The organism is Nocardia sp. No.11 (assembly GCF_038752175.1).
Lineage (GTDB): Bacteria > Actinomycetota > Actinomycetes > Mycobacteriales > Mycobacteriaceae > Nocardia > Nocardia canadensis.
This window is the reverse complement of record NZ_JBCGFB010000010.1, coordinates 63,958-90,620: the sequence shown is the minus strand read 5'-3', so window position 1 is coordinate 90,620 and position 26,663 is coordinate 63,958. Positions and strand designations below refer to the sequence as shown.

26 protein-coding genes and 1 tRNA gene are annotated in these 26,663 nt (G+C 70.2%); 10 read left to right on the top strand and 17 right to left on the bottom strand.

Annotated features, from left to right (window positions below):
* Positions 1–145: 145 nt before the first annotated feature.
* Both V8688_RS05535 and V8688_RS05530 read right to left on the bottom strand, forming a co-directional pair.
* Positions 146–769, bottom strand: a complete 624-nt coding sequence (locus V8688_RS05535; RefSeq protein ID WP_316576046.1) for a DUF305 domain-containing protein — start codon at positions 767–769, stop codon at positions 146–148.
* Positions 766–2,292, bottom strand: a complete 1,527-nt coding sequence (locus V8688_RS05530; protein WP_342800319.1) for a hypothetical protein — start codon at positions 2,290–2,292, stop codon at positions 766–768. Before V8688_RS05530 ends, V8688_RS05535 begins: the two co-directional genes overlap by 4 nt.
* 172 nt (positions 2,293–2,464) lie before the next feature.
* On the opposite strand from V8688_RS05530, the gene V8688_RS05525 reads away from it, so the two are divergent.
* The 3 genes from V8688_RS05525 (at position 2,465) to V8688_RS05515 (ending at position 3,591) form a co-directional block, all read left to right on the top strand.
* Positions 2,465–3,064, top strand: coding sequence for a TetR family transcriptional regulator (locus V8688_RS05525; protein ID WP_342800318.1), 600 nt, complete (start codon positions 2,465–2,467; stop codon positions 3,062–3,064).
* Between the two features lie 123 nt (positions 3,065–3,187).
* Positions 3,188–3,343 (top strand): DUF6131 family protein, encoded by a 156-nt coding sequence (locus V8688_RS05520; protein WP_218719486.1) that lies wholly within the window; start codon positions 3,188–3,190, stop codon positions 3,341–3,343.
* Between the two features lie 32 nt (positions 3,344–3,375).
* Positions 3,376–3,591: a hypothetical protein gene (locus V8688_RS05515; protein WP_218719485.1), complete on the top strand. Its 216-nt coding sequence runs from the start codon at positions 3,376–3,378 to the stop codon at positions 3,589–3,591.
* Between the two features lie 6 nt (positions 3,592–3,597).
* On the opposite strand, the gene V8688_RS05510 is transcribed toward V8688_RS05515, so the two are convergent.
* Positions 3,598–4,395 (bottom strand): MHYT domain-containing protein, encoded by a 798-nt coding sequence (locus V8688_RS05510; protein WP_316576048.1) that lies wholly within the window; start codon positions 4,393–4,395, stop codon positions 3,598–3,600.
* A 261-nt stretch (positions 4,396–4,656) separates the two neighbouring features.
* Positions 4,657–5,103 carry an SRPBCC family protein gene (locus tag V8688_RS05505; protein ID WP_316576049.1) on the bottom strand — a complete coding sequence of 149 codons (447 nt, stop codon included), beginning with the start codon at positions 5,101–5,103 and terminating at the stop codon, positions 4,657–4,659.
* 163 nt (positions 5,104–5,266) lie between these two features.
* Between V8688_RS05505 and V8688_RS05500 the strand changes: the two genes are divergently transcribed.
* From V8688_RS05500 to V8688_RS05490, 3 genes are all read left to right on the top strand, one after another.
* Entirely contained in the window at positions 5,267–6,754 is a 1,488-nt protein-coding gene (locus V8688_RS05500) for an oligopeptide:H+ symporter (protein ID WP_342800317.1), read from the top strand.
* A 48-nt stretch (positions 6,755–6,802) separates the two neighbouring features.
* Positions 6,803–8,311, top strand: a complete 1,509-nt coding sequence (locus V8688_RS05495; RefSeq protein WP_218719481.1) for an amino acid permease — start codon at positions 6,803–6,805, stop codon at positions 8,309–8,311.
* A gap of 115 nt (positions 8,312–8,426) precedes the next feature.
* Positions 8,427–8,500 (top strand) — tRNA-Leu (locus V8688_RS05490).
* 45 nt (positions 8,501–8,545) lie between these two features.
* Here the strand turns inward: V8688_RS05490 and V8688_RS05485 are convergent.
* Positions 8,546–8,986 (bottom strand): hypothetical protein, encoded by a 441-nt coding sequence (locus V8688_RS05485; RefSeq protein ID WP_218719468.1) that lies wholly within the window; start codon positions 8,984–8,986, stop codon positions 8,546–8,548.
* 227 nt (positions 8,987–9,213) lie between these two features.
* Between V8688_RS05485 and V8688_RS05480 the strand changes: the two genes are divergently transcribed.
* The gene (locus V8688_RS05480) at positions 9,214–10,452 is read left to right on the top strand and encodes a hypothetical protein (RefSeq protein WP_218719467.1); all 1,239 of its coding nucleotides are present in this window, start codon (positions 9,214–9,216) and stop codon (positions 10,450–10,452) included.
* A gap of 115 nt (positions 10,453–10,567) precedes the next feature.
* On the opposite strand, the gene V8688_RS05475 is transcribed toward V8688_RS05480, so the two are convergent.
* Positions 10,568–11,014: a cupin domain-containing protein gene (locus V8688_RS05475; protein WP_316576052.1), complete on the bottom strand. Its 447-nt coding sequence runs from the start codon at positions 11,012–11,014 to the stop codon at positions 10,568–10,570.
* A gap of 43 nt (positions 11,015–11,057) precedes the next feature.
* The gene (locus V8688_RS05470) at positions 11,058–12,284 is read right to left on the bottom strand and encodes an acyl-CoA dehydrogenase family protein (protein ID WP_218719465.1); all 1,227 of its coding nucleotides are present in this window, start codon (positions 12,282–12,284) and stop codon (positions 11,058–11,060) included.
* A 115-nt stretch (positions 12,285–12,399) separates the two neighbouring features.
* On the opposite strand from V8688_RS05470, the gene V8688_RS05465 reads away from it, so the two are divergent.
* The gene (locus V8688_RS05465) at positions 12,400–12,966 is read left to right on the top strand and encodes a carboxymuconolactone decarboxylase family protein (protein ID WP_342800316.1); all 567 of its coding nucleotides are present in this window, start codon (positions 12,400–12,402) and stop codon (positions 12,964–12,966) included.
* Positions 12,967–12,984: 18 nt separating this feature from the next.
* Here the strand turns inward: V8688_RS05465 and V8688_RS05460 are convergent, their stop codons facing one another.
* Positions 12,985–13,569 carry a TetR/AcrR family transcriptional regulator gene (locus V8688_RS05460; protein WP_218719463.1) on the bottom strand — a complete coding sequence of 195 codons (585 nt, stop codon included), beginning with the start codon at positions 13,567–13,569 and terminating at the stop codon, positions 12,985–12,987.
* A complete protein-coding gene (locus tag V8688_RS05455; RefSeq protein WP_218719462.1) occupies positions 13,566–14,801 on the bottom strand; it encodes a cytochrome P450 in 1,236 nt (411 codons plus the stop codon). The genes V8688_RS05460 and V8688_RS05455 overlap by 4 nt, the downstream gene beginning before the upstream one ends.
* Positions 14,802–15,006: 205 nt before the next feature.
* On the opposite strand from V8688_RS05455, the gene V8688_RS05450 reads away from it, so the two are divergent.
* Together V8688_RS05450 and V8688_RS05445 are read left to right on the top strand one after the other, a co-directional pair.
* Positions 15,007–16,032, top strand: a complete 1,026-nt coding sequence (locus V8688_RS05450; RefSeq protein WP_342800315.1) for a TfoX/Sxy family DNA transformation protein — start codon at positions 15,007–15,009, stop codon at positions 16,030–16,032.
* 155 nt (positions 16,033–16,187) lie between these two features.
* On the top strand, positions 16,188–16,838 hold the full coding sequence (locus V8688_RS05445; RefSeq protein ID WP_218719460.1) for a hypothetical protein: 651 nt from the start codon (positions 16,188–16,190) through the stop codon (positions 16,836–16,838).
* A gap of 127 nt (positions 16,839–16,965) precedes the next feature.
* On the opposite strand, the gene V8688_RS05440 is transcribed toward V8688_RS05445, so the two are convergent.
* From V8688_RS05440 to V8688_RS05405, 8 genes are all read right to left on the bottom strand, one after another.
* Complete coding sequence (locus tag V8688_RS05440; protein ID WP_342800314.1) at positions 16,966–17,916, bottom strand: Ppx/GppA phosphatase family protein; 951 nt, start codon at positions 17,914–17,916, stop codon at positions 16,966–16,968.
* A 67-nt stretch (positions 17,917–17,983) separates the two neighbouring features.
* On the bottom strand, positions 17,984–18,505 hold the full coding sequence (locus tag V8688_RS05435) for a DUF501 domain-containing protein (RefSeq protein ID WP_218719458.1): 522 nt from the start codon (positions 18,503–18,505) through the stop codon (positions 17,984–17,986).
* Positions 18,502–19,095, bottom strand: a complete 594-nt coding sequence (locus V8688_RS05430; protein ID WP_316576055.1) for a septum formation initiator family protein — start codon at positions 19,093–19,095, stop codon at positions 18,502–18,504. Before V8688_RS05430 ends, V8688_RS05435 begins: the two co-directional genes overlap by 4 nt.
* Before the next feature lie 49 nt (positions 19,096–19,144).
* A complete protein-coding gene (gene eno / locus V8688_RS05425) occupies positions 19,145–20,431 on the bottom strand; it encodes a phosphopyruvate hydratase (protein ID WP_218719456.1) in 1,287 nt (428 codons plus the stop codon).
* 115 nt (positions 20,432–20,546) lie between these two features.
* On the bottom strand, positions 20,547–21,272 hold the full coding sequence (locus tag V8688_RS05420) for a lytic murein transglycosylase (protein ID WP_255588087.1): 726 nt from the start codon (positions 21,270–21,272) through the stop codon (positions 20,547–20,549).
* Between the two features lie 106 nt (positions 21,273–21,378).
* The gene (locus tag V8688_RS05415) at positions 21,379–24,081 is read right to left on the bottom strand and encodes an ATP-binding cassette domain-containing protein (RefSeq protein WP_342800313.1); all 2,703 of its coding nucleotides are present in this window, start codon (positions 24,079–24,081) and stop codon (positions 21,379–21,381) included.
* Between the two features lie 124 nt (positions 24,082–24,205).
* On the bottom strand, positions 24,206–25,144 hold the full coding sequence (locus V8688_RS05410) for an ABC transporter permease (RefSeq protein WP_316576057.1): 939 nt from the start codon (positions 25,142–25,144) through the stop codon (positions 24,206–24,208).
* Complete coding sequence (locus V8688_RS05405) at positions 25,141–26,652, bottom strand: ABC transporter substrate-binding protein (protein ID WP_342800312.1); 1,512 nt, start codon at positions 26,650–26,652, stop codon at positions 25,141–25,143. The genes V8688_RS05410 and V8688_RS05405 overlap by 4 nt, the downstream gene beginning before the upstream one ends.
* Between the last annotated feature and the right edge of the window lie 11 nt (positions 26,653–26,663).

Sequence of the window (26,663 nt, the reverse complement as noted above, 5' to 3'; positions counted from 1 at the left end):
GTGCGGGCGGCGACGGGCCGCGCCCCGGCGGTGCCCGCGGCGGCCAGGGTCAGACCCGCGGCGGCCGCACCGGTCAGCAGGGTACGGCGGGAGAACTTCGACATTCGGCAAACCTTCATCGGGGTAGGGATTTTCGGGTGTCCGCTCACGCGCGACGGTCGAGCAGCAGGCCGAGCAGTCCGGCCTCGCGACCCTGGCCGGTGATCATGTCGCGGGCGGCGCGCTCGACCTCGCCGCCGTCGAGCAGCGCGTCGGCGGTGGCGGCCATCTCGATGCCGCCGTAGTGGTGGCGCCGCATGAGCCGCAGGAACAGCACCTCGGCCCGCGAACCGGTCGCGGCGGCGAGTTCGTCCAGTTCGCCGGCGGTCGCCATGCCCGGCATCACCGAGTCGTGGTGCGCGGCAGCGGTACCGGCGTGCCGATGCGCGCCGGGCGGCCGCATCCAGGCCATCGGGTCGGCGCCCGCGACCGGCGCGCCCGCCAGCCGCAGCCAGCCGAGCAGCATGCCCAGTTCGGTGCGCTGGGTGTCGGCGATCTGTCCGGCCAGCACGAGGACCGCGGGATCGACACCCCGATCGAGGCGCTGGACCAGGACGAGCGCCTGGCTGTGGTGGGCGACCATGTCCTGGACGAAACCGATCTCGGTCGCGGTGAGCACCGGCGACGCGGCGGGCGCGGGCAGCAGTGGGCGCAGTGCCGCACCCATCGCGAGCAGCAGCACCGCACCGCAGGCCAGCGCGCCCGCCCGGATTCCCCTGTGCCCGATCATGATCCGGTCGTCGAGGTCTGCCCCGCGGGTGGGGTGTAGACCTCGGGGGCCAGTTCCAGGGCGAGGAATCCGTTGTCCGCGCAGGTGGTCCACAGTTGGTTGCCGCGCCATTCCGGCGGCGAGAAGCACCAGTCGGTCGACAGATCACCGAAGGCCAGGGTGCCGGTGCGCGCGCTGAGCGCCTGTTCGGGATCGAAGGCGCCCTGCAACATCGCCTGCGCGACGGTCGGCGTCGCCAGCAGCGGCGGACCGATGATCGAGGCGAGCGCGTGCGGGGAGTTCCACAGCTCGCTGTTCGCGCCGGTGCGGGCGGGCGGGTTGAAGTAGCCGATCTCCCGGATGGCGGCCGGGTCGCGCACGTCGAAGACCCGGATACCGGAGGAGGTCCAGCTGCACGCCAGCGCGGTCGGGTCCGCCGGGCGGTCGGCCGCGCAGTAGTGCGCGTCGTAGGCGAACAGCGAACCACCCGAGGCCGAGGCGAGCATGCTGTCCTGGTTCTCGGGCAGATTGATCGCGAGCTTGATCGAGCGCGCGATCCGGGGATCGCGCTCGTCGGAGACGTCGATGAGCTTGACCCCGCCCGAGCCCGCCTCGTCGACGGCGAACACGTAGGGCGTGCCCTGATAGGTCACCGGGACGGCGTGCTGGGTGGCCCAGCCGTCGGTCCAAGGCAGATCGGCGAGTTCGGGGACGTGCGGTCGCGGGTCGCGGCGCTGGACGGCGGCGACATCGAGGATCTTCAGGCCACCCATGTTGTTCGCCAGGTACATGCGGTTGCCGTCGAGCGAGAAGCCGAACCCGTGCATGGACAGACCCGGCAGGCCCTGCCAGAGGACTCGGGGATTCGCGGGGTCGGTGAGGTCGACCGCGCTGAGCAGGCCCGGCGCCGTTCCCGAGGCCCAGTAGGTCCGGCCGTCCGGGGAGAAGCCGCCCTCGTGCGCCGTGATCGGCACCGGCAGGGCGAGATCGGTACCGGGTCCCGGATTGAGCAGCCGGGGGTGCGCGCAGTCGGAGATGTCGTAGACCGAGAGCAGGCCGGCCCCGGTCAACGCCGGAACACCCGCGCCGACAAGGAGTTTGCGCGCGGCATTGACCTTGAGGCTTTCCCAGGTTCCGGCCAGCATCGCCGGCTCGGTGAGGGTGGTGGTGTGGACCGGCGCGGACGGGTCGGCGATATCGAGCACCCGCACCCCCTCGTCCTGGCCGAGCAGATTGCCGGGGAAGAACGTGCCGATGTAGGCGCAGTGGTCGAAGGTGACCGAGGTGATGCCGCCGCCGCGGCCCGGCGAACTGCCGAGCAGCCGCATATTGCAGCGGAATCCGTCGCGGGATCGGCCGCTGTCGCGGTCGCCGGCGGGGACGTCGCCCTGCAAGCCGGTCTCGGGCAGGGAGCCGGGCAGGCAGGCGGTCTGGCGGGTGGGTGCACCGGTCGCCGTCGGGGCGGCGGCGCCGAGCGGCAGCAGCAGCATCGCCACCGCGACGAGACCGCAGCGGCGGGCCGCACGGGGGAACAAACGAGTCATGGAGTTGTCGTCGGCCCCGCGAACGGGGCCGCCTTCCTGTGTCCAGCGAGCCCGCGGCGGCAGCGGCGCCGGGGCTCGGGAGTGGTCGGGTATCGCGTCGTGTGGACGAGGCGTGCACCGACCTCATCCAGCGGTAACTGGGTTACCACTGGGCGACGCTACCATTTCACCCGTGAGCAGCGGAACGGAATCGGACGCATCGGCGAAGATCATCGCGGTGGTGCTGGGTCTGCTGAACACCGAGGGCTACGAGGCCGTGCAGCTACGCGCCGTCGCCGCCGAGGCCCACGTCTCGCTGGCCAAGATCTACCGGCTCTTCCGGACCAGGGACGAGCTGATCATCGCCGCGCTGGAGCAGTGGATGGCGACCAACGCCTACGCCGACGTGACCCCGCCGACGCCCGACGAATCCGTGCGCGACAGCCTGATCCGCGTGCTGCGCACCGTCTTCGAGCCCTGGGAGCGCAACCCCAAGATGCTCGAGGCCTACCACCACGCCCGCACCGGCCCCGGCGGCGAACGCCTCGATACCCAGGGCCTGACCGCGGTCCTGCCGGTCGCCGAGATCGCCCTGCGCGATCTCGACCCCGGCTACCTCGACGACTTGGGCCTGATCCTGGGCAATATGGCACTGGCCCTGATCGGGCGATTCGCCGCGGGCACCCTGCCGATCACCGGCATTCTGCCGACCCTCGAACGCACCGTCTACCGGATGACCGCCGACAACGAGTCGGCCGCCCGGCGCGGCACCACCGCGCCGCCCGCCCACTGACCCGCAGATCCGTTCCCGCGCAACCGATACCTGTTTCCGATCGGCAGAACGGGGCATACGCCCCCTGTGACGTGCGATCCGGCACGTCACGACGTAGTACCCGTACCGAACAGGTGAGCTCCAATGATTCTTCTAGGCGCAGTACTCCTCATCGCCGGACTCGTTTTCGGCATTTCCCTGCTGTCCACCGTGGGTGTCGTCCTGCTGGTGGTCGGCGTCGTCCTCGCCCTGGCCGGCAGCGTCGGCCGCCCGGTCGGCGGCAGGCGTCACTACTACTGATCCCCGCCGGACCCTTCTCGAGGAGGAACAACATGTCGGCGAATCTGCCCCGAATAGTTTCGATCCTGGTGCTGGTGTGGCTGGTGATCGGCGTCGTAGCCGCGGCTCAGCGTGGCTACTTCACCGATCGTGAGCAGAACTGCGCGACCCTGGGCACCATCGCGGTGACGGTGCTGGCCGGGCCGTTGAACTACGCGGGCGTCAACCCCAAGGTCGACGACTGCGCCCTGCCCCAGCCCAGCCAGTAGGCAGGCTCAGCCCTGACGGGGCCATTGCCTGCCACTGTGGGACAACGTGGCCGGATCGGTGCTGCGCACGACTCCGCTCGTCGCGCGCACCGGTTCCGGCCGCGCCCGGTCCTCGGCATTGTTCTCCAGTTCGGCCAACCCGACCAGGATCACCAGTCCGGTGACCACCAGCGAGACGCTCGCGATCAACGGCAACAGCAATTGCACCGGCGCCACCCCGCCGACCGGCCGCTCGGCGCCGCTGTGGTGCGCGCTCATCGCGGCCATCGCGGTGTAGTGCATGCCGCACACGGCGATGCCCATGACCAGCGCCGCGCCCGCCGTCCGGACCAGACCGCGCACATGCAGCATGAACCACAGCGCCGTCGTCGCCGCGACCACCGCGATGACGATCGAGAGCGCCACCAGCGGCGGCCGATAGGCGATGACGGCTCCGCTGCGCATCGCCCGCATCCCCAGGTAGTGCATGGCGGCCACGCCGAAGCCCGTGACCGCACCGCCCAGCGGCAGGGTGAGCCATTCCCGCCGCCCCCGGATGACGATGGTCAGCCCGATCAGCACGACGCCGATCGAGATGACCGCGCTGAGCAAGGTGGTCGGCACGTCGTAGCGAATCGGCGCGCCATCGATGCTGAAGCCGAGCATGGCCGTGAAATGCATGACCCAGATCGCGGCCCCGCCGATCGCGACCGCCGCGGCGATCAACCACCCGATCGGCGTGGTCGAGGTTTTCGCGTGCACCGCGCAGCGCAACCCCAATACCGAGCCGATGAACGACAAACTGAACGCGAGAACCGGATTCATCCAGCCATTGTTGAAGTGCTCGATGTGCAGCACGTTGTCCCCCGGGGTCGATCATTTTCCGCATGCGCGATGGCTAGAGACTAGACCATTCGGCCCGACAATTCCGGCGATAACGACAGTTCGATATTCGTGATTCGAATTCTGTTCCAGCACATTCTATTTCGCCATTGTCGATTCGGAGCCAGCAATGTGCGAACATCGAAAACCGTGCCCATGGAAAGAGGGGCATTCAATTCGAACCGACCGGTCGCGACCCTGTGCTCAGGAGTTCTGCGCCCGTGCCCGGATCAAATCCGCCAGCCGATCCAGCGACTCCTGATTACGCGCGGCGAACGCCAGATCCTGCGCCACCCCCGGAATCAGCTGCGCGGGACCGCTCGACGCGCGCTCGGTCATCCGGATGGTGGTGCACCCCGGCGACGCCTCGGTCAGGGTCAGCCGGATCCAGGCCGACCCGACCGACCACAGCCGCGCCTCCAGCTCCAGCCGATGCGGCGGATCCACGGCGCGGACCACCGTGGTGTCGCTGATCAGCACCGGCCAGAGCCCGAATCGGTACTGGATGCGGCTGCCGACGGCCGGCCACTCGGGATCGACCCGGCCGATATGCGAGGCGCCGACCACCCAGCTCGCGTACAGCCAGCCGTCGGCCAAGGTCGCGAAGGCCGCCGTAGGGTCGACCGGCACGGTCACCTCGGCAGTCAGCATGTCTGATTTCCTCGTCCGTCGCGGGAATCCGGCCACTCCAAGGGTAATTCGCGCGCGGGCCCGTCGCGCGGTGAGAACACCCACCCGAGACGGTGCGGCGCGCCGAACCCGCCATGATGCGGGAAAATTGCTGTACACCGTTCGGACATGGGATCGTTCCCCTATGTCCACCGAAGAAACGCGGCTCGGCGACCCGCCCGGCCCCGCCGACGAGGCCGCCGAACGTACCCTGTTCGGCCACCCGATCGGACTCACCAACCTGTTCGGTGTCGAGCTGTGGGAGCGTTTCTCCTTCTACGGCATGCTCACGATCCTGGGGTATTACCTCTACTACTCCACCACCGAGGGCGGCCTCGGCCTGGACCAGAGCACGGCGCTCGGCATCGTTGGCGCCTATGGCGGCCTGGTGTATCTGTCCACCGTGCTCGGCGGCTGGCTTGCCGACCGGGTGCTGGGCATGGAACGCACCGTCTTCTACGGTGGCGTCGTGGTCATGGCGGGCCACATCGCGCTGGCCGTGCTGCCCGGGCTGGCCGGGGTCGGGGTCGGCCTGGTGCTGGTCGCGTTCGGCAGCGGCGCGCTGAAGGCGAACGCCTCATCGCTGCTCGGCACGCTGTACTCGCCGACCGACGCGCGCGTCGACGGCGGCTTCACCCTCTTCTATCTCGGCATCAATCTCGGCGCCTTCACCGGCCCGCTGCTGACCGGTCTGCTGCAGCGCGAATGGGGCTTCCACGCCGGTTTCGCCGCCGCCGCGGTCGGCATGGCCCTGGGCCTGACCCAGTACGTGGTGTTCCGGCGCAACCTCGGCACGCACGGCCGCGATGTGCCCAATCCGCTCACCCGCCGCGAGCTCAACCCGGTGCTCATCGGCGTCGCCGTCGCCGCGGTCGCGGTGCTGGTGGCGGTACTGGCCGGGTTGCTCACCCTGGACAATCTGTCCGATGTCACCACCGGCGTCATCGTGGTCGCCTCGATCGTCTACTTCGCCGTGCTGCTCACCAGCGCCAAGGTGACCCCGGTCGAGCGCACGAGGGTACGCGCGTTCATTCCGCTGTTCATCGCCAACGCCGTGTTCTGGTCGCTGTTCCAGCAGATGTTCACCATGCTCGCGGTGTACTCCGACGAGCGCATCGACTGGCACATCTTCGGCTGGGAGGCGCCGGCCAGCTGGATCGGCTCGGTGGAGCCGGTGTGGATCATCGCGCTCTCGCCGCTGTTCGCGCTGATGTGGACCAAGCTGGGCAACCGGGCGCCGAGCACTCCGATCAAGTTCGCGCTCGGCGTCATCGGCATGGGCATCGCCTTCTGGATGTTCGCGCTGCTGAGCGGCTTCGAGGACAAGACCGTGCCGGTGCTGGCGGTGTTCGCGATCCTCGGTGGCTTCGCCGTCTCCGAGCTGCTGCTCTCGCCGATCGGTCTCGCGGTGACCACCCATCTCGCCCCCGCCGCGTACCGCTCGCAGATGATGGCCCTGTACTTCTTCTCGGTCGGTATCGGCACGTCCATGGCGGGCACCCTGGCCCGCTACTACAACCCCGACAACGAGGCCGCGTACTTCGGCATCAGCGGTGCCGCGGCCATCGTGGCCGGTCTCGTGGTGGCCGGGTTCGCGCCGTGGATCAAGCGCCATATGCAGGGCGTGCACTGACCTGCCTGCGGGTATCCCCCGAAGACGTTCGCACAGAAGGAGAAGACCGTGCCGACACCGGACGCCACGCCAGAGGCAGGCCGACCAACCGGCCGACAGAGCGGATTGTTCCGCACCAAGTCGGTCGAGCAATCGATCCTCGACACCGACGAGCCCGATTCCAAACTCCGCAAGGACCTGACGGCCTGGGATCTGACGATCTTCGGTGTCGCCGTGGTGGTCGGCGCCGGTATCTTCACGCTGACCGCGCGCACGGCGGGCAATGTGGCCGGGCCGTCGGTCTCGCTGGCGTTCGTGTTCGCCGCCATCGCGTGTGGCCTGACCGCGTTCTGTTACGCCGAATTCGCCTCGACCGTGCCGGTCGCCGGCAGCGCCTACACCTATTCGTACGCGACCTTCGGTGAATTGGTGGCCTGGATCATCGGCTGGGACCTCATTCTGGAATTCGCGCTCGCCGCGTCGGTGGTCGCCAAGGGCTGGTCGCAATATCTGGGCACCGTCTTCGGATTCGAGTCCGCCACCGTGCAACTCGGGTCGATTACCTTCGACTGGGGTGCGGTCACGCTGATCGCGGTGCTCGGCGTGCTGCTGGCCGTCGGCACCAAGGTGTCCTCGCGGGTGTCGGCGATCGCGGTCGCGATCAAGCTCGCCGTCATCGCGCTGGTGCTGGTCCTGGGCATCACCTATTTCAAGGCGTCCAACCTGAGCCCCTACATCCCGCCGTCGCAGCCCACCGAAGAGGGCGCCGGCGGCCTGCACCAGTCGCTGTTCTCGTTCCTCACCGGCGCGGGCAACAGCACCTTCGGCTGGTACGGCCTGCTCGCCGCGGCCAGCCTGGTGTTCTTCGCGTTCATCGGTTTCGACGTCGTCGCCACCGCCGCCGAGGAGACCAAGAACCCGCAGAAGGCGGTGCCGCGCGGCATCCTGGGCTCGCTGCTCATCGTGACCGTGCTCTACGTGGCGGTGTCGCTGGTGCTCACCGGCATGGTGCCCTACACCGATCTGGCGGGCGAGAACGCCACGCTGGCCACCGCCTTCGCCATCCACGGCGTCGACTGGGCCAAGAACGTCATCTCCATCGGCGCGCTGGCCGGTCTGACCACCGTCGTGATGGTGCTGTTCCTCGGCCAGACCCGCGTGCTGTTCGCGATGTCGCGCGACGGACTGCTGCCGCGCTGGCTGGCCCACACCGGTTCGCGTGGCACGCCGGTCCGGCTGACCGTCATCGTCGGCATCGTCTGCTGCGTGCTGGCCGGCTTCGTCGATTTCGGCACGCTCGAGGAAATGGTGAACATCGGCACCCTGTTCGCCTTCGTACTGGTCTCGGTCGGCGTGATCGTGCTGCGCCGCACCCGCCCCGACCTGCCCCGCGGCTTCCGCGTCCCGCTGGTCCCGCTGATCCCCATCCTGGCGGTGCTGTCGTGCCTGTGGCTGATGGTCAACCTCTCGGTGGAGACCTGGCTGCGTTTCATCGTCTGGATGGTCCTCGGCTTCGCCGTCTACTTCGCTTACGGCCGCCGCCACTCCGTCCTCGGTAATCGCCCGCCGACCGGCTGACCAGCCCCATCGGCGATAAGGTCGGTTCGGCGCTGTCATCGACGACACGCCGGGCCGACCTTGTCTACCGACACGATTCCGGTACACCCGTACGAGTCGCTAGGCTGTCCCGGACGCCCCTATAGCCCAATTGGCAGAGGCAGCGGACTTAAAATCCGCGCAGTCTGGGTTCGAGTCCCAGTGGGGGCACTCCATCGGGGCTGGTGGACGCCCTGTCGCCCCACCGAGCCCGCGCTATCGGCCCTTCAACGCGCGATCGGCGCGATTGACGAAGGCGGCGGTCGTGAACGTGCCGATGGTGAGCGCGACCATCAGAATCTTCGCGGGCCAGGGCCCTTCGATGAGGGCGCCCACCGTTGCCAGCAGAACGAGGCCACTGATGGTGACCAACATCGTGATCGCCCTGGTCGTTCCGTTGATCTCGCCACGCAGAATCCGCCGCGACGCCGCGAGCAGGCTGAGGCCGGGGATGCCGGGCAACAGCGCGACCACGCAGACGACGATCAGGTATCGGGTATCGACCAGCCCGGCCACCACGAGTCCGGCAGCGCAGGCCACCAGCACGACACCCAGCGCGATTCCAGCGAATCCGGCAAGGCGGGTCACCCGCCGAACCGCGGGCTCGTTCGCGTACGGCGATGGCACGCCCGCCCGCATCGCATTGGTCTGAGACATTCGAAAACCCCCGTGTGACAAGTGAAATGGCAGGCGAGAACGGCTTTCACAGCGCACGCCGATTGCCCGAATCCCCCGCCCGAAGGCTACCGCCCGCTCTCCCCACGAACAACCGGTGGCCGATCGCCGGCATGGGGTGGTCTATGTTGGTCGCGGGCCGACCACGGTGACGTGGACGGGCGGATTCTTCGGCAGTTCGGCAGTTCGAGCGCAGCGAAGGGATCGTCATGCAGTCGGTTGTGGCTTTGATCGTTCGTGTCGGATGTGTGGTGGCGACCGTGCTGGCCGCGGTGGGGTTCGGCGGGTCGGCCGTGGCGGGGCCGCCGGACTCGGCGTTGTGCGCGTGGCGGTTCATGTCGAACGACGCCGTGTTGAATGTGGCTTTCCCCGATGCGAACTCGACGTACTGGCTGATGCCGTACGCGCTGGGACCGGGTGACTCGATCGAGTTGTCGGGGACCTATCCGGCCGCGCGGTACTTCTCGGTGAACACCTACGGGACGAATCTCGACACCGTGGACACGTTGCGCGACAACCAGATCGCGCCGGATCCGGGTAGCGGGAACCCGTACACCGACGCCTCCGCCGCCACGCTGCCCACGGCGCAGCAGCGGTGGCACGCCAAGCTGGTCAATGGCCCGGCCGACCACAGCCGCAACGAGATCCAGGCGGTCGCGAGTGGGCAGCGCGCCCCGATCGGGTTCGTCATCGTCCGGGTCTACGTGCCGACCGACCCGGCCTCACTCAGTGGTGGTGTGCCGCTGCCGGAGGTGAAACTCACCCTGGCGGGCAGCGAGGTTCCGGCGCAGCCGTGCGCGCAGCCCTTCGACCCGGCCGGCTACACCGGCCCCGTCGCCGACGCCGCGAAAGCGGCCTTCGATCAGGGGATCGCCGCGGCCGCCTCCGGCGCCTTCCCCGGAGGCGCCCCGGAGGCCACCTTCGGCAATCCGGCCAGCACCGCCGGGCTGTTCCCGAACGGTGACAACAAGTACGTCGGGACCCGCGTCAGCTATCAGCCGGGCCGCCTGCTGGTGGTGCGCGGCAAAGCCCCGACGTTTCCGGATACCCGGGCCGGGCAGTCACCGACCGCGCCGACCCAACTGCGGTACTGGTCGATGTGCCAGAACGACCTGCGCACCCCCTACCCCGTCGTCGCCTGCGCCGCCGACTTCCAGACCGCGCTCGACGCGTCCGGCTACTACACCTACGTTCTCGCCGCCCCCGCGGACCTGCCGGCGAACCTCCCGCCGACCGTCACCACGATTGCGTGGGGCAGCACCGACGTGGACAAGGTGCTGTTCCTGCGGAACATGACCCCGAGCGCGGCGTTCTACCCGGACTCGGTCCAGGCCTCCCAGGACTCCGGCAGCGACCCGGCCATCACGATGGGTCCGTATTACCCGCACGCCGCCTATTGCAGCGCCGAGACGTTCTCCGCCGGCGGCGCCGACGCCTGCCTCGCCTGAAATCACCTGGTAGCCAGTCGGGCGGGCGAGCCATTTCGACGGTCGCGGCGAAATCGGCGGACGGGCTGGAGCGTCGACCGGTCGCCGCGTCTACGGAGGCCGTTTCGGCCCGCGGCTACGCGCAGTCCGGCGCCGCGGCGTCGACGAAGAGCGGTTCGTTCGCCCGGTTGATGTAGGCGACGTACAGCTCGGCGGGCCCGGTCCCGAGATTGCGGCCGACGTGGACATGGTCGGGGCCGACGGTCTCGGACAGCCCCTGACCCGCCGCGTACGTCGTCGGCACGCAGTCCGACTCGTAGCGCGTCACCTCGCCCCTGGTCACGAGGGCCAGCACAGTGCCGTCGTGATAGTGCCAGCCGAGGGTGCCGCCCGGCGCGATGGTGATACGCCGGAAGGTGAACACGCTCGGCAGTTCGGCGAACGGACCGAATCCGCTCACATCGACCTCGGTCAGTTGTTCGACAGTCACGCCCGAGGGCGGGGTGGCCGACGTCGAGGGCGCGAGAGCGACGATCGCGGTGGCGACCACGGCGCCGGCGAGGGCATTCCGGTGGTTTCGCATCTTCGTAGTATACGAGCGCGACCACCGGACCGACCCGCCGTTTCTACCCCGCGACCAGCCCCTTCGCGATGTGGGTGACCTGGATTTCGTTGCTGCCCGCGTAGATCATCAGCGACTTGGCGTCGCGGGCGAGCTGCTCGACCTTGTACTCGGCCATGTAGCCGTTGCCGCCGAACAGCTGCACGGCCTCCATCGCCACCTCGGTGGCGGCGCGCGAGGAGTAGAGCTTCATCGCCGAGGCTTCGGCGAGGGTCACCTTGTCACCGGCGGCGGTGCGCTCGATGGCGTTGAAGACCATGTTCTGCACATTGATTCGCGCGATCTCCATCTCGGCCAGCTTGAGCTGGATGAGCTGGAACTGCGCGATCTCCTTGCCCCACAGCGTGCGCGACTTGGCGTAATCGACGCACAGGCGGTGACATTCGTTGATGATGCCCAGTGCCAGCGACGCGATGCCGATGCGTTCGGCCGCGAAAGACTCCTTGGCACTGTCCTTTCCGTCGCCCTTGGCGGGGTTCTCGGTTTCGCCGAGCAGCCGGTCGGGGGTGATGCGGACGTTCTCGAAGAACAGTTCGCCGGTGGGCGAGGAGTTCATGCCCATCTTCTTGAACGGCGGGCTCTGCACGAAGCCGGGCATGTCCTTGTCCAGCACGAACGCGAGCACCTTGCGGTCGCGGCGGTCGGTGCCGTCGCCTTCGTCCAGCTTGGCGTAGACGACGGTGACGTCGGCGTACGGGCCGTTGGTGATGAACGTCTTGCGGCCGTTGAGGATGTAGTCCGCGCCGTCGCGGCGGACATAGGATTTCATCCCGCCGAAGGCGTCGGAGCCCGAGTCCGGCTCGGTGATGGCCCAGGCGCCGACCTTGGCCATGGTGACCAGCTCGGGCAGCCAGCGCTTCTTCTGCGCGAGGGTGCCGCGGCTGCGGATGGTGCCCGCGGTGAGGCCGAGGCTCACCCCCATGGACGCCACCAGTCCCAGGCTGACCCCGGCCAGCTCGCTGTTGAGGATGACGCCCATGCTGCCCGCGCCGCTGAAACCGCCGCCCGACTTGCCCGCACCGGTGGTGCCGGACTCCTCACGGGCGAGCGCCTTCTCCAGCCCCTCGCGCGCCATCTCGTCCAGCCCGAAGGTGGCGTAGAGCTTGCGGATGATGTCGAACGGCGGCAGCGCGCCGCTCTCCAGCTGGTCGACGTGCGGGGTGATCTCCTTGGCGATGAACCCGCGCACGGCGTCGCGGAACATCAGGTCTTCGTCGGACCACTGGTACATCTCTGGACTCCCGAGGGATAGCCGGAACTTTGACTCGAATATAGAACACGTTCTAGTCGACTCGGGGGCGTAGGTTCGGAGGCAGGGGAATCGTCGACACGAAGGGGTGTGAACGATGCGAGTGGTCGAACGGATCAGGGGATACGCGACCGTGATCGGACAGGCGCGACGTCATCGCGGCGATCTGGCCGGATGGCTGGGACGCCGGCCGCAGATCGGGGCGGCGACCATGGCCTATGAGACGGCCTTGCTCTTCAGCAACAAGCTCGATCCCCGGCTCAAAGAACTCGCCGAGCTCAAGACGGCGGGACTGGTCGCCTGCCAGTTCTGCCTCGACATCGGGTCGGCGCTGGCGCACACCTCCGGACTGACGCGGGAACAGATCACCGAGCTGCCCCGCTACCGGACCAGCGACGCCTACACCGAGCTGGAGAAGCTGGTCATCGCGTTCGCCGAGGCGATGACGGCGACGCCGGCGGTCGACCTCGAGAAGCTGCGCACCACCCTGCTCACCCACCTGTCCAAGGCCCAGCTGACCGAGCTGGCCGCGACCATCGCGTGGGAGAATCAGCGGGCGCGGCTCAACCAGGGCCTCGGGGTGCAGCCGACCGGCATGGCCGACGGCATGGTGTGCGCGATGCCGGAGCCGCGCGTCGCCCACCTCGCGGACAAGCGCGGGTGATCGGCCCCGGCCGGTGATTCAGTGGACGGTCAGGGTCGGGGCGGCGCGGGCGATGATCGGGGCGACGTACTCCCGCAGCATCGCGCGTTCGTCGGCGTCGTCGCGGCCGGGAGTGGCCAGGAACGAGACGATGACGCGGGTCAGCCAGCGGGCCAGCCTGCTGCGTTCGGGATCGCTCAGGTCGATGTCGGCGAAGATGGTCGCGGCCAGGGACTCGATGACGTCGGAGTCCTGGCTGATCCGACCGGCCGTGCCGGAATCGCCGGGGCGGAACCAGGCGATGAGCAGCGGGTCGGCGCGCACCGCGGCGATCGCGCCGAGCATCGCGGCGACGATCCGCTCCCCCGGGTCGGCGATGTCACGAATCTGATCGGTGAGCCCGGCGACGATGCGCCGGGTCTCGCGGTGCACGAACGCGATCCGCACGGCCTGGCGATTGTCGAAGTAGCGATACAGCGTGGCTCGCGAGCACCCGGCCGCCGCGGCGATATCGCGCATGCCGACCGCGGCCACCCCTCGTTCGGCGAACAGTTCGGCGGCCGCGTCGAGAATGCGCTCGGCGGCCAGGTCGGCGCGGTCGGTGGCCAGCCAGTCGCCGCTCATGCCACGGCCCGGAACGGCACCGCGACCGGCCAGCGCACGTAGTTGCCCTGCGACCAGCGCACGCCGTCGAGGTCGACGGTGAAGTCGGGGCAGCGGGCCAGCAGCTCCTCGAGCGCGACGCGCGCCTGCATCCGGGCGGCGGCCGCGCCGAGGCAGTGGTGATGCCCGTGGCTGAAGGTGAGGATGCGCTTGGGGTTGCGCCGGATGTCGAGTTCGGCGGCGGTCGCGCCGAACTCGCGCTCGTCGCGGTTGGCCGAGCCGTAGAGCAGCAGCACGCGCCTGCCGGCGGGGATGGTGGTGTCGTGCAGTTCGACGTCGCGGGTGGTGGTGCGGGCCAGGCCCTGCACCGGCGAGGTCATCCGCAGGAATTCCTCGATGGCGTCGGGGATGAGCGACGGGTCCTCGACGAGCAGTCGGCGCTGGTCGGGGTAGGCGGTGAGGAGCTGGACCGCGCCGCCCAGGTTGCCGGTGGTGGTGTCGTTGCCGCCGGTGATCATGGTGAAGGCGAAGCCGAGAATCGCGATCAGGCCCTCGTTGTCGCCGTCGGCGCCGAGGCCGGAGGCCAGCAGGTGCGAGATGGTGTCGTCGCCCGGTTCGACCCGGCGGCGGGCGATCAGTTCGGAGAAGTAGCCGACCAGCTCACCGACCGCGGTGAAGGCGTTCTGGTCTCCCGCGGCCAACCCGGCCCCGGCGACCGCGCCGCCGACGATGTTCTCGGTCCACTCGTCGAACTTGCCGTGATCCTGTTCCGGCACACCGAGATAGTGCGCGACGACCATGGTGGGCAGCGGCTTGAACAGCTGCTCGACGATGTCACCCGCCCCCGCCGCGCGCAGCCGCTCGATCCGCTCGACGACGAACCGCCGCACCGCCGGTTCCACCGAATTCACCTGGCGCGGGGTGAATCCTGGCGCGACCCGGCGACGGAAGTCGGTGTGCTCGGGCGGGTCCATGAAGACGAACGGCTTGACGGCGCCGAACCCCGCGGCCGCCAGGTCCACGTAGTCGACGGTCAATCCCGCTGCGGAGGAGAAGGTTTCGGGCTCCTTGGCGGCAGCCCAGACGTCGGCATGGCGGGACAGCACGTAGAAGTCGTCGGCTTCCCGCCCCTCGGGAATCACCCGGTGGACCGGGTCCTGGTCACGCAGCGCGGAGTACATGGACCAGGGATCGCGCCAGGTTTCCCCGGACCGCAACTCGAACCCGACCGCATGAGACGTCGTTGAACTCATGCCTCCACGGTAAGACATCTTCCACCATATGTCTAACATCGGTTTCCGGCGGCGCCAGGACGCCGAGGGCGGGCGGAAAAGCGATTGCCCGCCCGCCCGGCGATGTGGCCTCCTTGGAGGGATGAAACGACAACGACCGGGGAACGCCCGGGATATCGGGGACGGGTTGAAACTGCACCGGTACGCGGTGCGGGGAGGTCGTGGCGTGCGGACGGTGATCGTGCCGCGACCGGGTACGCGTGCCCGGTTCAGCACCAATCGGTTCCACGAGACATGGCATGTGCTGTCGGACGATCACGGCGCGAAGCTGCTGGCCCGGCTGCTGTGGGGGCTGTCGTATCAATCCCGCCCGGGGACGGTGATCCTGCTCGACCGGGAGTTCCTGGTGCCGACGCCGTTCGACGCCGACCCGGCCGATCCCATCGTGCTGGTGCCGGGCTGGCACACCCACCTCGACGATCAGTCCCTCACCGCCCTGCGACAGCGGGGGCACGCGACCGCTTCGACGGGGACGGTGCGCTGGCGGACCTTCGGACTTGATCGGACGATGGAGCCGCGAGCGATGGAGCGCTGGGCACAGCAGCGGTATAGATGGGCAGGCGGCGAGATCACGCGCCGCCGCGGGATGCTCGTGCTGAGCGCGCGCACGCCCGACGATTGCCGCCGGTGGGCGCTGGACGCGGCGCGGCTCGACTCCGCCGGATTCGGGAGCGATCACGTGTATCTGGACGAATGGCGGCGCGGCCACGACGGCGAGATCCAGATCTTCCGGGCATTTCGCCCGATGGTCGGTATCGCCCGGCGGGCGCGGGCTCGGGTTCTCGGCGGCGGCGAAATACCGTCCTCCCCCGACGAGTTGCGCGCCGCCGTGTGGCGCACGGCCGAAATCGTCCGGGGCGACGCCCATGTGCGCATTCGCGTCTATCGCGGACGCGGTGCCGAACTCGGCGACGCGGCGGCGGCGATGCTCGCGCACGCCGACGTGCATTCGCTCGACGAACTCGCCGAACTCGGCGCGGTGGAAACCTATCGGCGATTGCGCGCGGCGGACGTGCGCGGCCTGAATCTGGAAATGCTCTGGGCGATGGAGGGCGCGCTCACCTATCGCGACCCGCGGTTCATCGAGCCGCAGCGGCGCCGGGAATTGGTCTCCGCCCTCGGTCCGCCGCCCCGCCCCGAGCGGGTGTCGCGCCCGCGCTATCGCGCGCCGGTCCGGCCGCGTCCGCGCTGACCACTCCGCGCCACGCCCGGGATGAATAGAGCGGGCAGGAATTCCATCCAAGGCGGCAGGGCAATCCGAATCATCTGTGTTCATCGACCACGATATTTCGGATTCACCGGGGGCCGATTTCTTCGGGCGAATTCGGAAGAGGGAGTTTCTCCGATATGTTCCAGAACTCGAGTTCCGGCCTCGGCCGGCGTCTGCTCGCCGGCGCGCTGCCGTTCGCCGTCGCCGTCGCGTGCGCCGGGGTGGCCTCGGCCGATGTCGATGCCGATCAGCAGGCCCGGTTCGTCCAGGGCCTGGCCTCGCAGGGGCAGGCCGAGGGCATCGGCTACCGCACGGAAGTCACGCCGGACATGCGGACCGTGTCGGCGACCGTCGACGACGGGCGATTCGTCCTCGGCCAGGACGGCACGCTGACGGTCGAATCGGCGACCGGCAGCCCGATCGCGCAGGTGCCGACCAGTTTCGGCACCGTCGGCGGCAACACCATCACCGTCGCCACCGAGATCTCCGCCGACGGGCGCACCCTGAAGGCGACGCCGCAGGTGTCCCAGGGCGCGGCCACCGAGCTGAAGACCATCGCCACCAATCCTGCCGCGCAGTACTCCGATCCGGTGCACAACGCCGCCGCGATCGGCGCGGGCGTCGGCCTGATCGCCGCCGCGGTGGTGTGCGTGCCGATGATCACGACCATGATTCTGTACCTGCCGTGCGTCGGGCTGATCGGCCTGCCCAACGCCCTGGTCGGTGCGCTCATCGGCGCGGCCGTCGGTGCCGTGGCGCCCGACGTCATCCCGCAGGTGCTGCCCTGATCCGACACCCGCTGGGTCACCGCGCGCCGGAGAACGTTCCGGTGCGCGGCGCTGTCGTTTAGTCGGCGGCACACCGACAGCGCGGCGGAGAACAGCTCGCGTCGGGTCGTGCCCCGGTGTGCCCGGCTCAGGCGAGGATCGACATGGCGATGCCGTCGAGGATGTCGTGTTCGCTGACGACCAGTTCGGAAACCCCGGCGCGCCGGGCCAGTTCGTCGGCCAGCACCTCGGTGATGACCGCGCCGCCGCCGATGACGTCGACCCGGCCGGGGTGCATCGGGCCCAACGCCGCGCGCTGGTCGTGGTCCATGCCGATCAGCCGGTCGCAGACGTCGTGGACCTCGGCCAGGCTCAGCCGGGTCAGGTGGACCCGGGTCGAATCGTATTCGGGCAGGTCCAGGGCGACGGCGGTGATGGTGGTCATGGTGCCCGCGACGCCGACCCAGGTGTGCACCCGGTCGACCGGGACCTCGGCGAACGCCTCGTCCAGCTTGGTCTGCGCGAATTCCCGGGCCGCCGCGACCTGCTCGGCCGTCGGCGGGTTGCCCGCCAGACAGCGCTCGGTGATCCGCACGCAGCCGATGTCGGCGGAGTAGGCCGCCTGCACGCCGTCACCGTCGCCGACGACCAGTTCGGTCGAGCCGCCGCCGAGGTCGACCACCACGAAAGGCCCGGCGTCGGCGGACAATTCGCCGACCGCGCCCGCGAAGGACAGCCGGGCCTCCTCGTCGCCGGTGATCACCTCGGCGACCGCGCCCGGCACGACCCGGCCCAGTTCGGTGCGGGTCATGTCGAAGAAGTCGTCCCGGTTGGCGGCGTCGCGGGTGGCGGAGGTGGCGACCATGCGGACCCGCGAAACACCCTGGGCGAGCATCACATCGACGTAGTCGGCCAGCGCGGCGCGGGTGCGCTCGATCGCCTCGGGCGCGAGCCGGCCGGTCGCGTCGACACCCTGGCCGAGCCGCACGATGCGCATCTCGCGGTGCACGTCGGTGAGGCTGCCGTCGGCGCCGACCTCGGAGATCAGCAGGCGAATCGAGTTGGTGCCGCAGTCCACCGCGGCGATGCGCTCGGTCATGAGGTTCCTCCTGGTCGGGCCGGTCGCCCGGCGCCGGTGCGATACCGGCGCCACGCGCTGTCCGCGATTATGCCGATTCTTCGGGCGTGCGTGCGGCGGGCCAGTCGGCGGGAATGGCGGTGCCGCGCAGGCCCGCGTCGGCGGCCAGGGCGACGGCCTCGTCGCCGAAGGGGTTCACCCCGGGGCCCTTGGCCAGCGAGTGCGCGATCAGCACGTGCAGGCACTTCACCCGGTCGGGCATGCCGCCACCGGTGAAATCGGTGCCGAGCGACTCGATCTCGTCGCGTTCGGCCAGGTAGCTCTCGTGCGCGGCACGGTAGGCCGCGGCCAGCTCGGGATCGGCGGCGAGGCGTTCGGTCATCTCGCGCATCACCCCGGCCGACTCCTGCCTGCTCGCCTCGGCGGTCAGCCGGGGGTCGGTCAGGTAGTAGAGGGTGGGGAACGGGGTGCCGTCGGGCAGTCGCGGCGCGGTCTTCACCACGGCGGGCAGGCCGTCGGGAGTGCGGTAGGCGACGGCCAGGACACCGCGCGGCTCGCGGCCCAGCTGCTGGGCGATGATCTCGAGGTCGCGCTCGTTCGGTGCGGTCACCTTGGTCCTTCCGGGGCCGGTTCGGAGATGCTGCGCCACAGGTCGGTGTACCAGGGGTCGGGCGCCGCTGTTCGGGTGCTCATCGGCGGCGGCGCCGGTGCTTCGATGCCGGGAATCTGCACGATGTAGGGGGTTTCGCCGGGCATCACCAGGCGCAACCGGTCGCGGGCCTCGGAGCGGATGTAGGCCGGGTCCTGCTGCTGGGCCCGGCGGTCACGCAGGGCGGCCAGATCGGCGTCGAGTTCCGCGCGCTGCTGGGCCAGCGCGGCCGCCTCGGCCCGCTGACTGAAGTAGGTGCGGGTCGGCACGGCCAGGGTCAGCGCCAGCCCGCACAGCACGGCCGCGAGGATCACCGCCTTGCCGGTCGAGAGACCGAGGATGGTGTGCTCGCTGCGCTCGAGCTTGCCGGTGGGCTTGCGCTTGCCCGTCGTCGCGCCGGTAGCGGACTCGGGGCGGCGCCGGGTGGTGCGTTTGGCCGCGGCGGGGCGGCCGGGGGCGTCGAGATGACTGGGGCGGGAGCGAGCGGCCCGCGACGTGCGGCGGTCGCCTCGTCCACCCGGACTGGTTCCACGCGCACGTCGCTCGGTCATTCGCTACCGCCCCGTCATCTCACTGCCTGTCTTGCGGTACTGCTACTGCTCAGAACTCGCCGGTGAACCGCGGGAAGGCCACGTCACCCGCGTAGCGTGCCGAGTCGCCGAGGGCGTCCTCGATGCGCAGCAGCTGGTTGTACTTGGCGACCCGCTCGGAACGGGCGGGGGCGCCGGTCTTGATCTGGCCCGAGCCCACCGCGACCGCGAGGTCGGCGATGGTGGTGTCCTCGGTCTCGCCCGAACGGTGCGACATCATGGTCTTGTAGCCGTTGCGGTGCGCCAGCTCGACGGCGTCGAGGGTCTCGGTCAGGGTGCCGATCTGGTTGACCTTCACCAGCAGCGCGTTGGCCGCGCCCTTGGCGATGCCCTCTTCCAGGCGCTCCGGGTTGGTGACGAACAGGTCGTCGCCGACCAGCTGCACCTTGTCGCCGATCGAATCGGTCAGCGCGACCCAGCCGTCCCAGTCGTCTTCCGACAGCGGGTCCTCGATGGAGACCAGCGGGTAGCGGGTGAGCAGGTCGGTGTAGAACTCGCCCATCTCGGCGGCGGTGCGGACCTTGCCCTCGAACTTGTAGCCCTCGCCGGGGGTGTAGAACTCGGTGGCAGCCACGTCGAGCGCGAGCGCGACGTCGGTGCCGAGCTTGTAGCCCGCGCGCTGGATGGCCAGGCTGATCAGGTCCAGCGCCTCCACGGTGCCCGCGACGTCGGGGGCGAAGCCACCCTCGTCACCGAGACCGGTGGACAGGCCCTTCTCCTTGAGCACGGCCTTGAGCGAGTGGTAGACCTCGGTGCCCCAGCGCAGCGCCTCACGGAAGGTCGGGGCGCCGATCGGGGCGACCATGAACTCCTGGACATCGACGCCGGTGTCGGCGTGCGCGCCACCGTTGAGGATGTTCATCATGGGCACGGGCAGCACGTGGGCGTTCGGGCCGCCCAGGTAGCGGAACAGCTCCAGGCCCGAGGACTCGGCCGCGCCGCGGGCCACGGCCAGCGAGACGCCGAGCAGGGCGTTCGCGCCGAGGCGGGACTTGTCGGGGGTGCCGTCCAGATCCAGCAGGACCTGGTCGACGGTGCGCTGCTCGACGGCGTCGAGGCCGATGATGGCGGGCGCGATCTCGTCGAGGACGCCCTCGACGGCCTTGGTGACACCCTTGCCGTTGTAGCGGTCGCCGCCGTCACGCAGTTCGACGGCCTCGTGCTCACCGGTGGACGCGCCGGACGGAACGTCCGCCCTGGTCAGGGTGCCGTCGTCGAGGGCGATCTCGACCTCGACAGTGGGATTGCCGCGCGAATCCAGAATCTCGCGCGCTCCGACCTGTTCGATGATGGCCACGAAAACGACTCCTTACGACTGAAAGGCACGGTAGGTCTCACGGGATGGTCCGTGCGGTGCCGAGCCTATCGTCTCGGCGTGACGTGGAGTAACCGGCACTCCGGCCGGCCGGTAACTACACGCGGCGGCCGATGCTGTAGGTCGCGGCCCGGTCGCGCACGACCCGCATGTACTTGTTCGACTGGTTGTAGGCGAACAGGGCGCGCTGCCAGCCGTCGGCCGAGGTCAGGTCGCCGCCGCGGACACACAGGTACCGCGCGGCGGTGAGGGCCGCGTCGTCGATGTTCTGGGGGTCGATGACCCCGTCGCCGTTGGCGTCGACACCCCAGCGCCGCCACGTCTCGGGGATGAACTGCAACGGACCGACCGCCCGGTCGTAGGTGGTGTCGCCGTCGAGGGTGCCGCCGTCGGTGTCGCGGATGTCGGCATTGCCCCTGGTGCCGTCCAGGGCGACCCCGATGATCGCCGGACGCACCGTCCCGTCGGCGTCGACGCCGGCGCCGCGGTGTGTGCCGTGCCCGCTCTCGACGCTGGCGATCCCGGCCAGCGTGGTCCAGGCGATCCCGCATTCGGGCTTGGACCGGGCCAGCACCGCCGCCGCGTACCCGTAGGCCTCCAGCGCCACCGGTTCGATCCCGACCGCCCCCGACTGCTCGTCGGCCCAGCCACGCAACTGTTCGGCCGCCCGCCCCGGCGCGTCGACGTCGATCGCGGGCAGCGCGGCACCGGGGCCAGGCGGCATGTCACCGGGAATCGACGCGAGCGAGCTACACCCCGCGAGCAGCGCGGTCACCGCCACGGCGGCGAGCACGCCGACTTTCTGCACAGACACCCCACCCATCATCCAGGTCACCGACACCTCTGGCACCTCTCACAGCGACTTCTCAGAGTGCGGTGGGACCGACTCGTCGCATTCTCCCGCGCGAAAACGCCTGCTCGCGAGCGGTTCAGCCCAGCAGTGCCGCGGTCGCGGGGTGGGCCGGATCAGCGAAAACGGCGGCTGGGGTGCCGGATTCGACGACCCGGCCGTGGTCGAGCACGACGAGTTCGGTGCAGTGCGTGGTGATCAGCGCCATGTCGTGGCTGATCAGCACGAGGGCGGTGCCGCGCGCGGCCCGCAGGTGGTCGAGCAGGGTCATGATCGCGGCGGCGGTGGCGCCGTCCAGGGCGGTGGTGATCTCGTCGCAGATCAGGACGGCCGGGTCGGCGGCCAGGGCACGGGCCAGGGCGACGCGTTGACGTTGCCCACCGGAGAGTTCGTGCGGGTGTCGGGCGGCCAGCTCGGTGGGGAGTTCGACCGCGGTGAGCAGGGATTCGACGCGGCCGCGCAGCTGCGTCTTCGGCACCCGGGCGATCCGGCGCAGCGGACGCGCGAGGGTCTGTTCGACCGTGCGGCGGGGATTCAGTGCCGCGAGCGGGTTCTGGGTGACCAGTTGAATACCCCGGGGAGCCGCCGTGATTCGGCGTCGGCGATCGACGGTGACGCGGGCTCCGGCCACTTCGAGCGAGCCCGCACCCACGTGCAGTCCCGCGATCACCCGGGCGAGCGTCGTCTTGCCCGCACCCGACGGACCGACCACCGCGAGCGCTTCCCCGGCGCGGACGGTGAAGTCGACACCGGCGAGGATCTGATGTCCGTCGGCGACCGCGCCGATTCCCTCGACGCGCAGGGTCGGCGGCTCGGTTCCCGCGGCCGCTACGGCGGTCACCCGACCGAGGCCGGCGGACCCTGACGGACCGGGCTGATCCGCCCTCGGGCGCTCGATCGGTTCCAGCCCCCGGTACCGCGACACCGGCGCACCGCCGGACCCTACGCCCGAGAGCACGGGCTCCTGTGGTGCCTCGACGCGGTCGACCCCGGCTACGGCGAGGTCGGCGTCGCCGGGAACGTCCGGCGACGAGTCCTGGCCTGCCGACGCGGCGACGGTCACGGGTGCGGGGCCTCGCCCGGAGCGGCTCACCCGATCAGCTGCCGGGTTGCCGTGGTGCCCGGGTGCCGTGTCGACCGGCGACGTGCCGTCGAGGACTGGCCCACCCCCCGGCGGGTGCACCTCGACCACGGTGTCGGCGATGGCGTGCACGGTGGTCGTGTCATGGCCGGACAGCAGGACGGCGGTGGACGCACGGGCGGCCAGATCGGCGATGAGGCGGGCGATGTCGGCGCGAAGGGCGCCGTGCAGGCCGGCGAGAGGTTCGTCGAGGACGAGGACCTGGGGTTTGCGCAGCAGGGCGCGGGCGAGGGCGACCCGGCGTTGCTGGCCCCCGGACAGGCGGGCGCAGCGGCGGCGCAGGTGGGTGGCGTCGAGGCCGACGAGTTCGAGGGCGGCGCGGCGCTCGGCGTCGGTGGCGGTGGGCGCGGCCTCGGCGAGCAGGGCGCGCACGCGCAGGAGCGGGTTCAGTTCGGAACCGGGATCTTGGCCGACGTAGGCGACGCGCGTGCGCCGGAACTTCCGCAGCGCACCGGAATCGAGCGTGAACACGTCGTGCCCGGCGACCAGCACCGCCCCTTCCTGCCTGGCACCGGCGGGAAGATGACCGAGCAGCGCGCGCATCGCGGTCGACTTGCCCGCACCCGACGGCCCGGTCAGCGCGGTCACCGTCCCGGCCTCGAGCCGGAAGGACAACGGCGCCAGCAGGATCGCACCGGTCTCGGCGATCACCGTCAGCCCCTCGACGACCGCGGCGTCCCCGGCGCCGACCACCGAGATCCCACACTCCTGACCCCCTCCACGCCGCTGTCCCGACGTGCGGTCCGCGGAATCGGGGGACGTACGGCTCACCTGCGCACCGATCGCGGTCCGGTGGCCGGGTTTGCGCGCTCCCCCACCCGTGACCACCAGGTTCACCCCGACCGCGACGACGGCGATGGCCGCGCTGGGCGCGAGCACCGCCCAGGGGTTGAGCAACAGTCCGGAGGCGTTGTCGCGCACCATGTTCGCCCAGTTGTCGGCGTCGAGGGCGGGCAGGCCGAGGAAGGAGACGGTGCTGACGAGGTAGATGGCGACGACGAAGCGCAGGCCGAGCTGGGTGGTGAGGACCGAGCGCAGATTGGGCAGGATTTCGCGGAAGACCAGGTGTGACAGCGACTCTCCGCTGGCGATCGCGGCCTCCACATAGCCACCGGCCGCGATGGTGGCCGCCGCGGCGGCGAAGATCCGGGCGCAGTACGGGACGCCGAAGAGCAGCGAGACCCCGATCAGCGCGGCCACGCCGCCCTGCGGCCACGCGGTGAGGACGAGCAGGATGCCCAGCACCGCGGGCAACAGGATCACCAGATCGCCGCCGAGCTCGATCACCGCACCCGCGCGGGGCCGGACCGCGGCGATCGCGCCGAGCACCGCGGACAGCACGGTCACCGCACCCGCGATCACCGCCGCGACCACCAGCAGCTCGGTGCCGCCGGTGAGCAGATGGCTGAGCACATCCCGTCCGAGCCGATCGGTCCCGAGCACCGCTCCCCCACCCGGCGGAGCGAACGGCATCCCCACCGCTCGCTCCGCCGGGTAGGGCGCGAGCAGTGGTCCCACCACCGCGACGAGCACCACCAGCCCCACCCCGGCCGCCGCCGACCACCGCCACCATCGGGACCCACGCGGCGTGGGCACCGGCCGCGCATCGCCCGACCCGGAATCTTGCTCGCGAGAACTCACCACACCTCCTGCGCTCGAGGACTGCCACGGTGCGGGATCTCGCGTTCGCCGCGGTTCACCGGCGCCTCCTGTGGTTCGCGCACCACCACGAGGCGTGGTGGCCGAAACATCCGCTCCCCGTGGCTCATCGCGTGCCGCCCGACGCCCAGGTGCGCACGAAGTCGGCGACAGCGAGCAGCATCATGATCACGATGGCCGTGAGGGCGACGACCGCGGCGACGGTCGCGGTGTCGCGGTCGGCGACCGAACCGGCGAGGACCGCACCGACGCCGGGATAGTTGAACAGGGTCTCCACGACCAGCGCGCCGCCGAAGAGCATACCGACGGAGGTGGCGTAGCCGGCGACGATGGCGGGAGCCGCGAAGGGCAGCATGTGCCGCAGCAGCACGGTGCGCGGCGCAAGGCCCTCCAGCACGGCGTTCTCCACGTGGGGCGCCGTGGCGACATCGAGCAGCGCCGAGCGCACGACGCGGGCGTTCCAGCCGATCTGCGGTATCGCCAGCGCCAGCACCGGCAGGATCAGCATCTCCGGTCCGGCGGGGAACCCCGAACGATCGGTGATGGTGACGGCGGGCAGCCAGCCGGTGGCCAGCGAGAACACCAGGATCAGCAGTGTGCCGCAGACGAATTCGGGCACGGCGACGGCGACGGTGCTGGCCGGTTGCAGCAGCCGCGCCCCGAACGCGGTCGGGCGCAGCGCCCACCAGCAGCCCAGCGCCAGCGACACCGTGACGGTGAGCGCCAGCGCGATGCCACCGAGCAGCAGCGTCTGCGGGAACTTGTCGGCCAGCAGATCCCCGACCGAGGTGCCGCGCGCGGTCTGCCCGAAGTCACCGGTCAGCACGCCGGTGAGCCAGTGCCAGAACTGCACCGGCAGCGCGCGATCCAGGCCGAGTTCGTGTTCCTTCGCGGCCAGCTCGCCCTGCCCGGCATCGCGGCCCAGCGCCGACCGGGCCGCGCTGCCGGGCAGCAGGTCCACCGCGACGAACACGATGGCCAGCAGCGCCACGAGCAGCGCGATCCGCCGGAGCAGCGGCAGGGCGAAGGTCCGCACGACGGTCACGCCAGCCAGGCGCGTTCCAGCTGCACGCGAGCGAAGCCGCCGAGGGTCGGCAGGCCGCGCACCGGTGCGGCGGCGATGTCGACGCCGTCGGCCATGCCCCACACCAGATAGCCGCCGCGCTCGAACTCGATGCGCTGGATGTCATGGCAGGCCTTGGTGAACTCCGCGCCCGAGGACGCCAGCGCCTTCGCGGTCGCGGCATCGAATTCCGGGTCGCGGAACGCGGTTTCGTTGCGGTTGGTCGTGGAGGTCATCAGCTTGTCGGCGAAGAAGAGCACCGAATCGTTGGTCCCCCACGACACCGTGTACAGCGGGGCGTTGAGCCAGGTCGAGTCGTAGAAGGCGGCGGGTTCGACCACCTGCACGTCGAGCCGGACACCGATGTCGGCGAGCTGGGCGGCGATCACCTTCGCCGACTCCACCTCGCCCGGCACCTCGGCCTTGGTGACGAACGCGTAGCTGCGGCCGGTGTCGAAGTTCGCCTCGCGCAACAGAGTCTTGGCACGCTCGACATCCCGATCGCGGCGCGCGAGCGCGGCGTCGTAGAGCGGGTCGGCGGTGCCGAGGACGTCGCCTGCCACGGTGCCGTAGCCGGAATGCACCTGGTTGACCAGCGCGGTCCGGTCGACACCGAGACGCAGCGCGGTGCGCACCCGCGCGTCGGCGAACGGTCCGTCGGCGGCGCGCATGGCCACACCGAGCATGGTGTCGTTCGCGCGCCGGACCACCTGCAGGTCGCGCCGGGTCGCGGCGGTGCGGCCCGCGATGGCGCCGACATTGGAGGCGAGGTCGATCTGCCCGGCCAGCGCGGCGTTGCCCAGCGCGGTGACGCTGTCGAACATGGTCACCTCGATCGCGTCGAGCAGCGGCGGGGTGCCGTGCCACTGCTCGTTGCGGACCAGCCGGGCGTTGCCGCCCTGGTAGGACTCGAGCCGGAACGGGCCGGTGCCGATCGCGGCGGCGAAGTCGGTGGTGCCCTGCGGCACGGTGAAGGTCATCAGCCGCAGCAGCAGCGGCAGTTGGGCATTGGGCGCGGCGACGGTGAACACGACGCGGTTCGGCCCTTCGGCGACGATGTCGTTCTCGGCCACCGGCATCTTCGACGCGCCACCGACCGAACGCAGCCTGCGCATCGACCACACCACGTCGTCGGCGGTGACGGGCGCGCCGTTGTGGAACTTCGCGCCCTCGGCGATCGTGAAGGTCCAGCGCCGGTTGTCGGCGGAAGCCTCCCAGCGCGAGGCCAGTCGCGGCGCGACGGTCGGGTCGGCGCCGGGGACGGTCAGCGCGTCGTAGACGAGCGAGGCGATCAGGAAGTCGCTGTCGTTGCTGAGATTGGCGTGCGGGTCGCGTTCGGCGCGGGCGGTCGTGCCGAGCGCGCCGACCCGCAGCGTGCCGCCCTGCTTCGCGGGCCCGTCGGCCTCGTCGTCGCTCGTGCACGCGGCTACCAGAAGTAGTGCGGTGACGCCGAGCCCGGATTGCAGGAGCTGCCTGCGCGTGAAACCCATCGTGTTCCTCC

What these genes read in the sequence shown, in the direction of transcription:
- V8688_RS05535 (WP_316576046.1), bottom strand. Translation starts at nt 769, where the DNA reads ATGATCGGGCACAGGGGAATCCGGGCGGGCGCGCTGGCCTGCGGTGCG.
- V8688_RS05530 (WP_342800319.1), bottom strand. Translation starts at nt 2,292, where the DNA reads ATGACTCGTTTGTTCCCCCGTGCGGCCCGCCGCTGCGGTCTCGTCGCG.
- V8688_RS05520 (WP_218719486.1), top strand. Translation starts at nt 3,188, where the DNA reads ATGATTCTTCTAGGCGCAGTACTCCTCATCGCCGGACTCGTTTTCGGC.
- V8688_RS05515 (WP_218719485.1), top strand. Translation starts at nt 3,376, where the DNA reads ATGTCGGCGAATCTGCCCCGAATAGTTTCGATCCTGGTGCTGGTGTGG.
- V8688_RS05510 (WP_316576048.1), bottom strand. Translation starts at nt 4,395, where the DNA reads ATGAATCCGGTTCTCGCGTTCAGTTTGTCGTTCATCGGCTCGGTATTG.
- V8688_RS05505 (WP_316576049.1), bottom strand. Translation starts at nt 5,103, where the DNA reads ATGCTGACTGCCGAGGTGACCGTGCCGGTCGACCCTACGGCGGCCTTC.
- V8688_RS05500 (WP_342800317.1), top strand. Translation starts at nt 5,267, where the DNA reads ATGTCCACCGAAGAAACGCGGCTCGGCGACCCGCCCGGCCCCGCCGAC.
- V8688_RS05485 (WP_218719468.1), bottom strand. Translation starts at nt 8,986, where the DNA reads ATGTCTCAGACCAATGCGATGCGGGCGGGCGTGCCATCGCCGTACGCG.
- V8688_RS05480 (WP_218719467.1), top strand. Translation starts at nt 9,214, where the DNA reads ATGCAGTCGGTTGTGGCTTTGATCGTTCGTGTCGGATGTGTGGTGGCG.
- V8688_RS05475 (WP_316576052.1), bottom strand. Translation starts at nt 11,014, where the DNA reads ATGCGAAACCACCGGAATGCCCTCGCCGGCGCCGTGGTCGCCACCGCG.
- V8688_RS05470 (WP_218719465.1), bottom strand. Translation starts at nt 12,284, where the DNA reads ATGTACCAGTGGTCCGACGAAGACCTGATGTTCCGCGACGCCGTGCGC.
- V8688_RS05465 (WP_342800316.1), top strand. Translation starts at nt 12,400, where the DNA reads ATGCGAGTGGTCGAACGGATCAGGGGATACGCGACCGTGATCGGACAG.
- V8688_RS05460 (WP_218719463.1), bottom strand. Translation starts at nt 13,569, where the DNA reads ATGAGCGGCGACTGGCTGGCCACCGACCGCGCCGACCTGGCCGCCGAG.
- V8688_RS05455 (WP_218719462.1), bottom strand. Translation starts at nt 14,801, where the DNA reads ATGAGTTCAACGACGTCTCATGCGGTCGGGTTCGAGTTGCGGTCCGGG.
- V8688_RS05445 (WP_218719460.1), top strand. Translation starts at nt 16,188, where the DNA reads ATGTTCCAGAACTCGAGTTCCGGCCTCGGCCGGCGTCTGCTCGCCGGC.
- V8688_RS05440 (WP_342800314.1), bottom strand. Translation starts at nt 17,916, where the DNA reads ATGACCGAGCGCATCGCCGCGGTGGACTGCGGCACCAACTCGATTCGC.
- V8688_RS05430 (WP_316576055.1), bottom strand. Translation starts at nt 19,095, where the DNA reads ATGACCGAGCGACGTGCGCGTGGAACCAGTCCGGGTGGACGAGGCGAC.
- V8688_RS05420 (WP_255588087.1), bottom strand. Translation starts at nt 21,272, where the DNA reads ATGGGTGGGGTGTCTGTGCAGAAAGTCGGCGTGCTCGCCGCCGTGGCG.
- V8688_RS05405 (WP_342800312.1), bottom strand. Translation starts at nt 26,652, where the DNA reads ATGGGTTTCACGCGCAGGCAGCTCCTGCAATCCGGGCTCGGCGTCACC.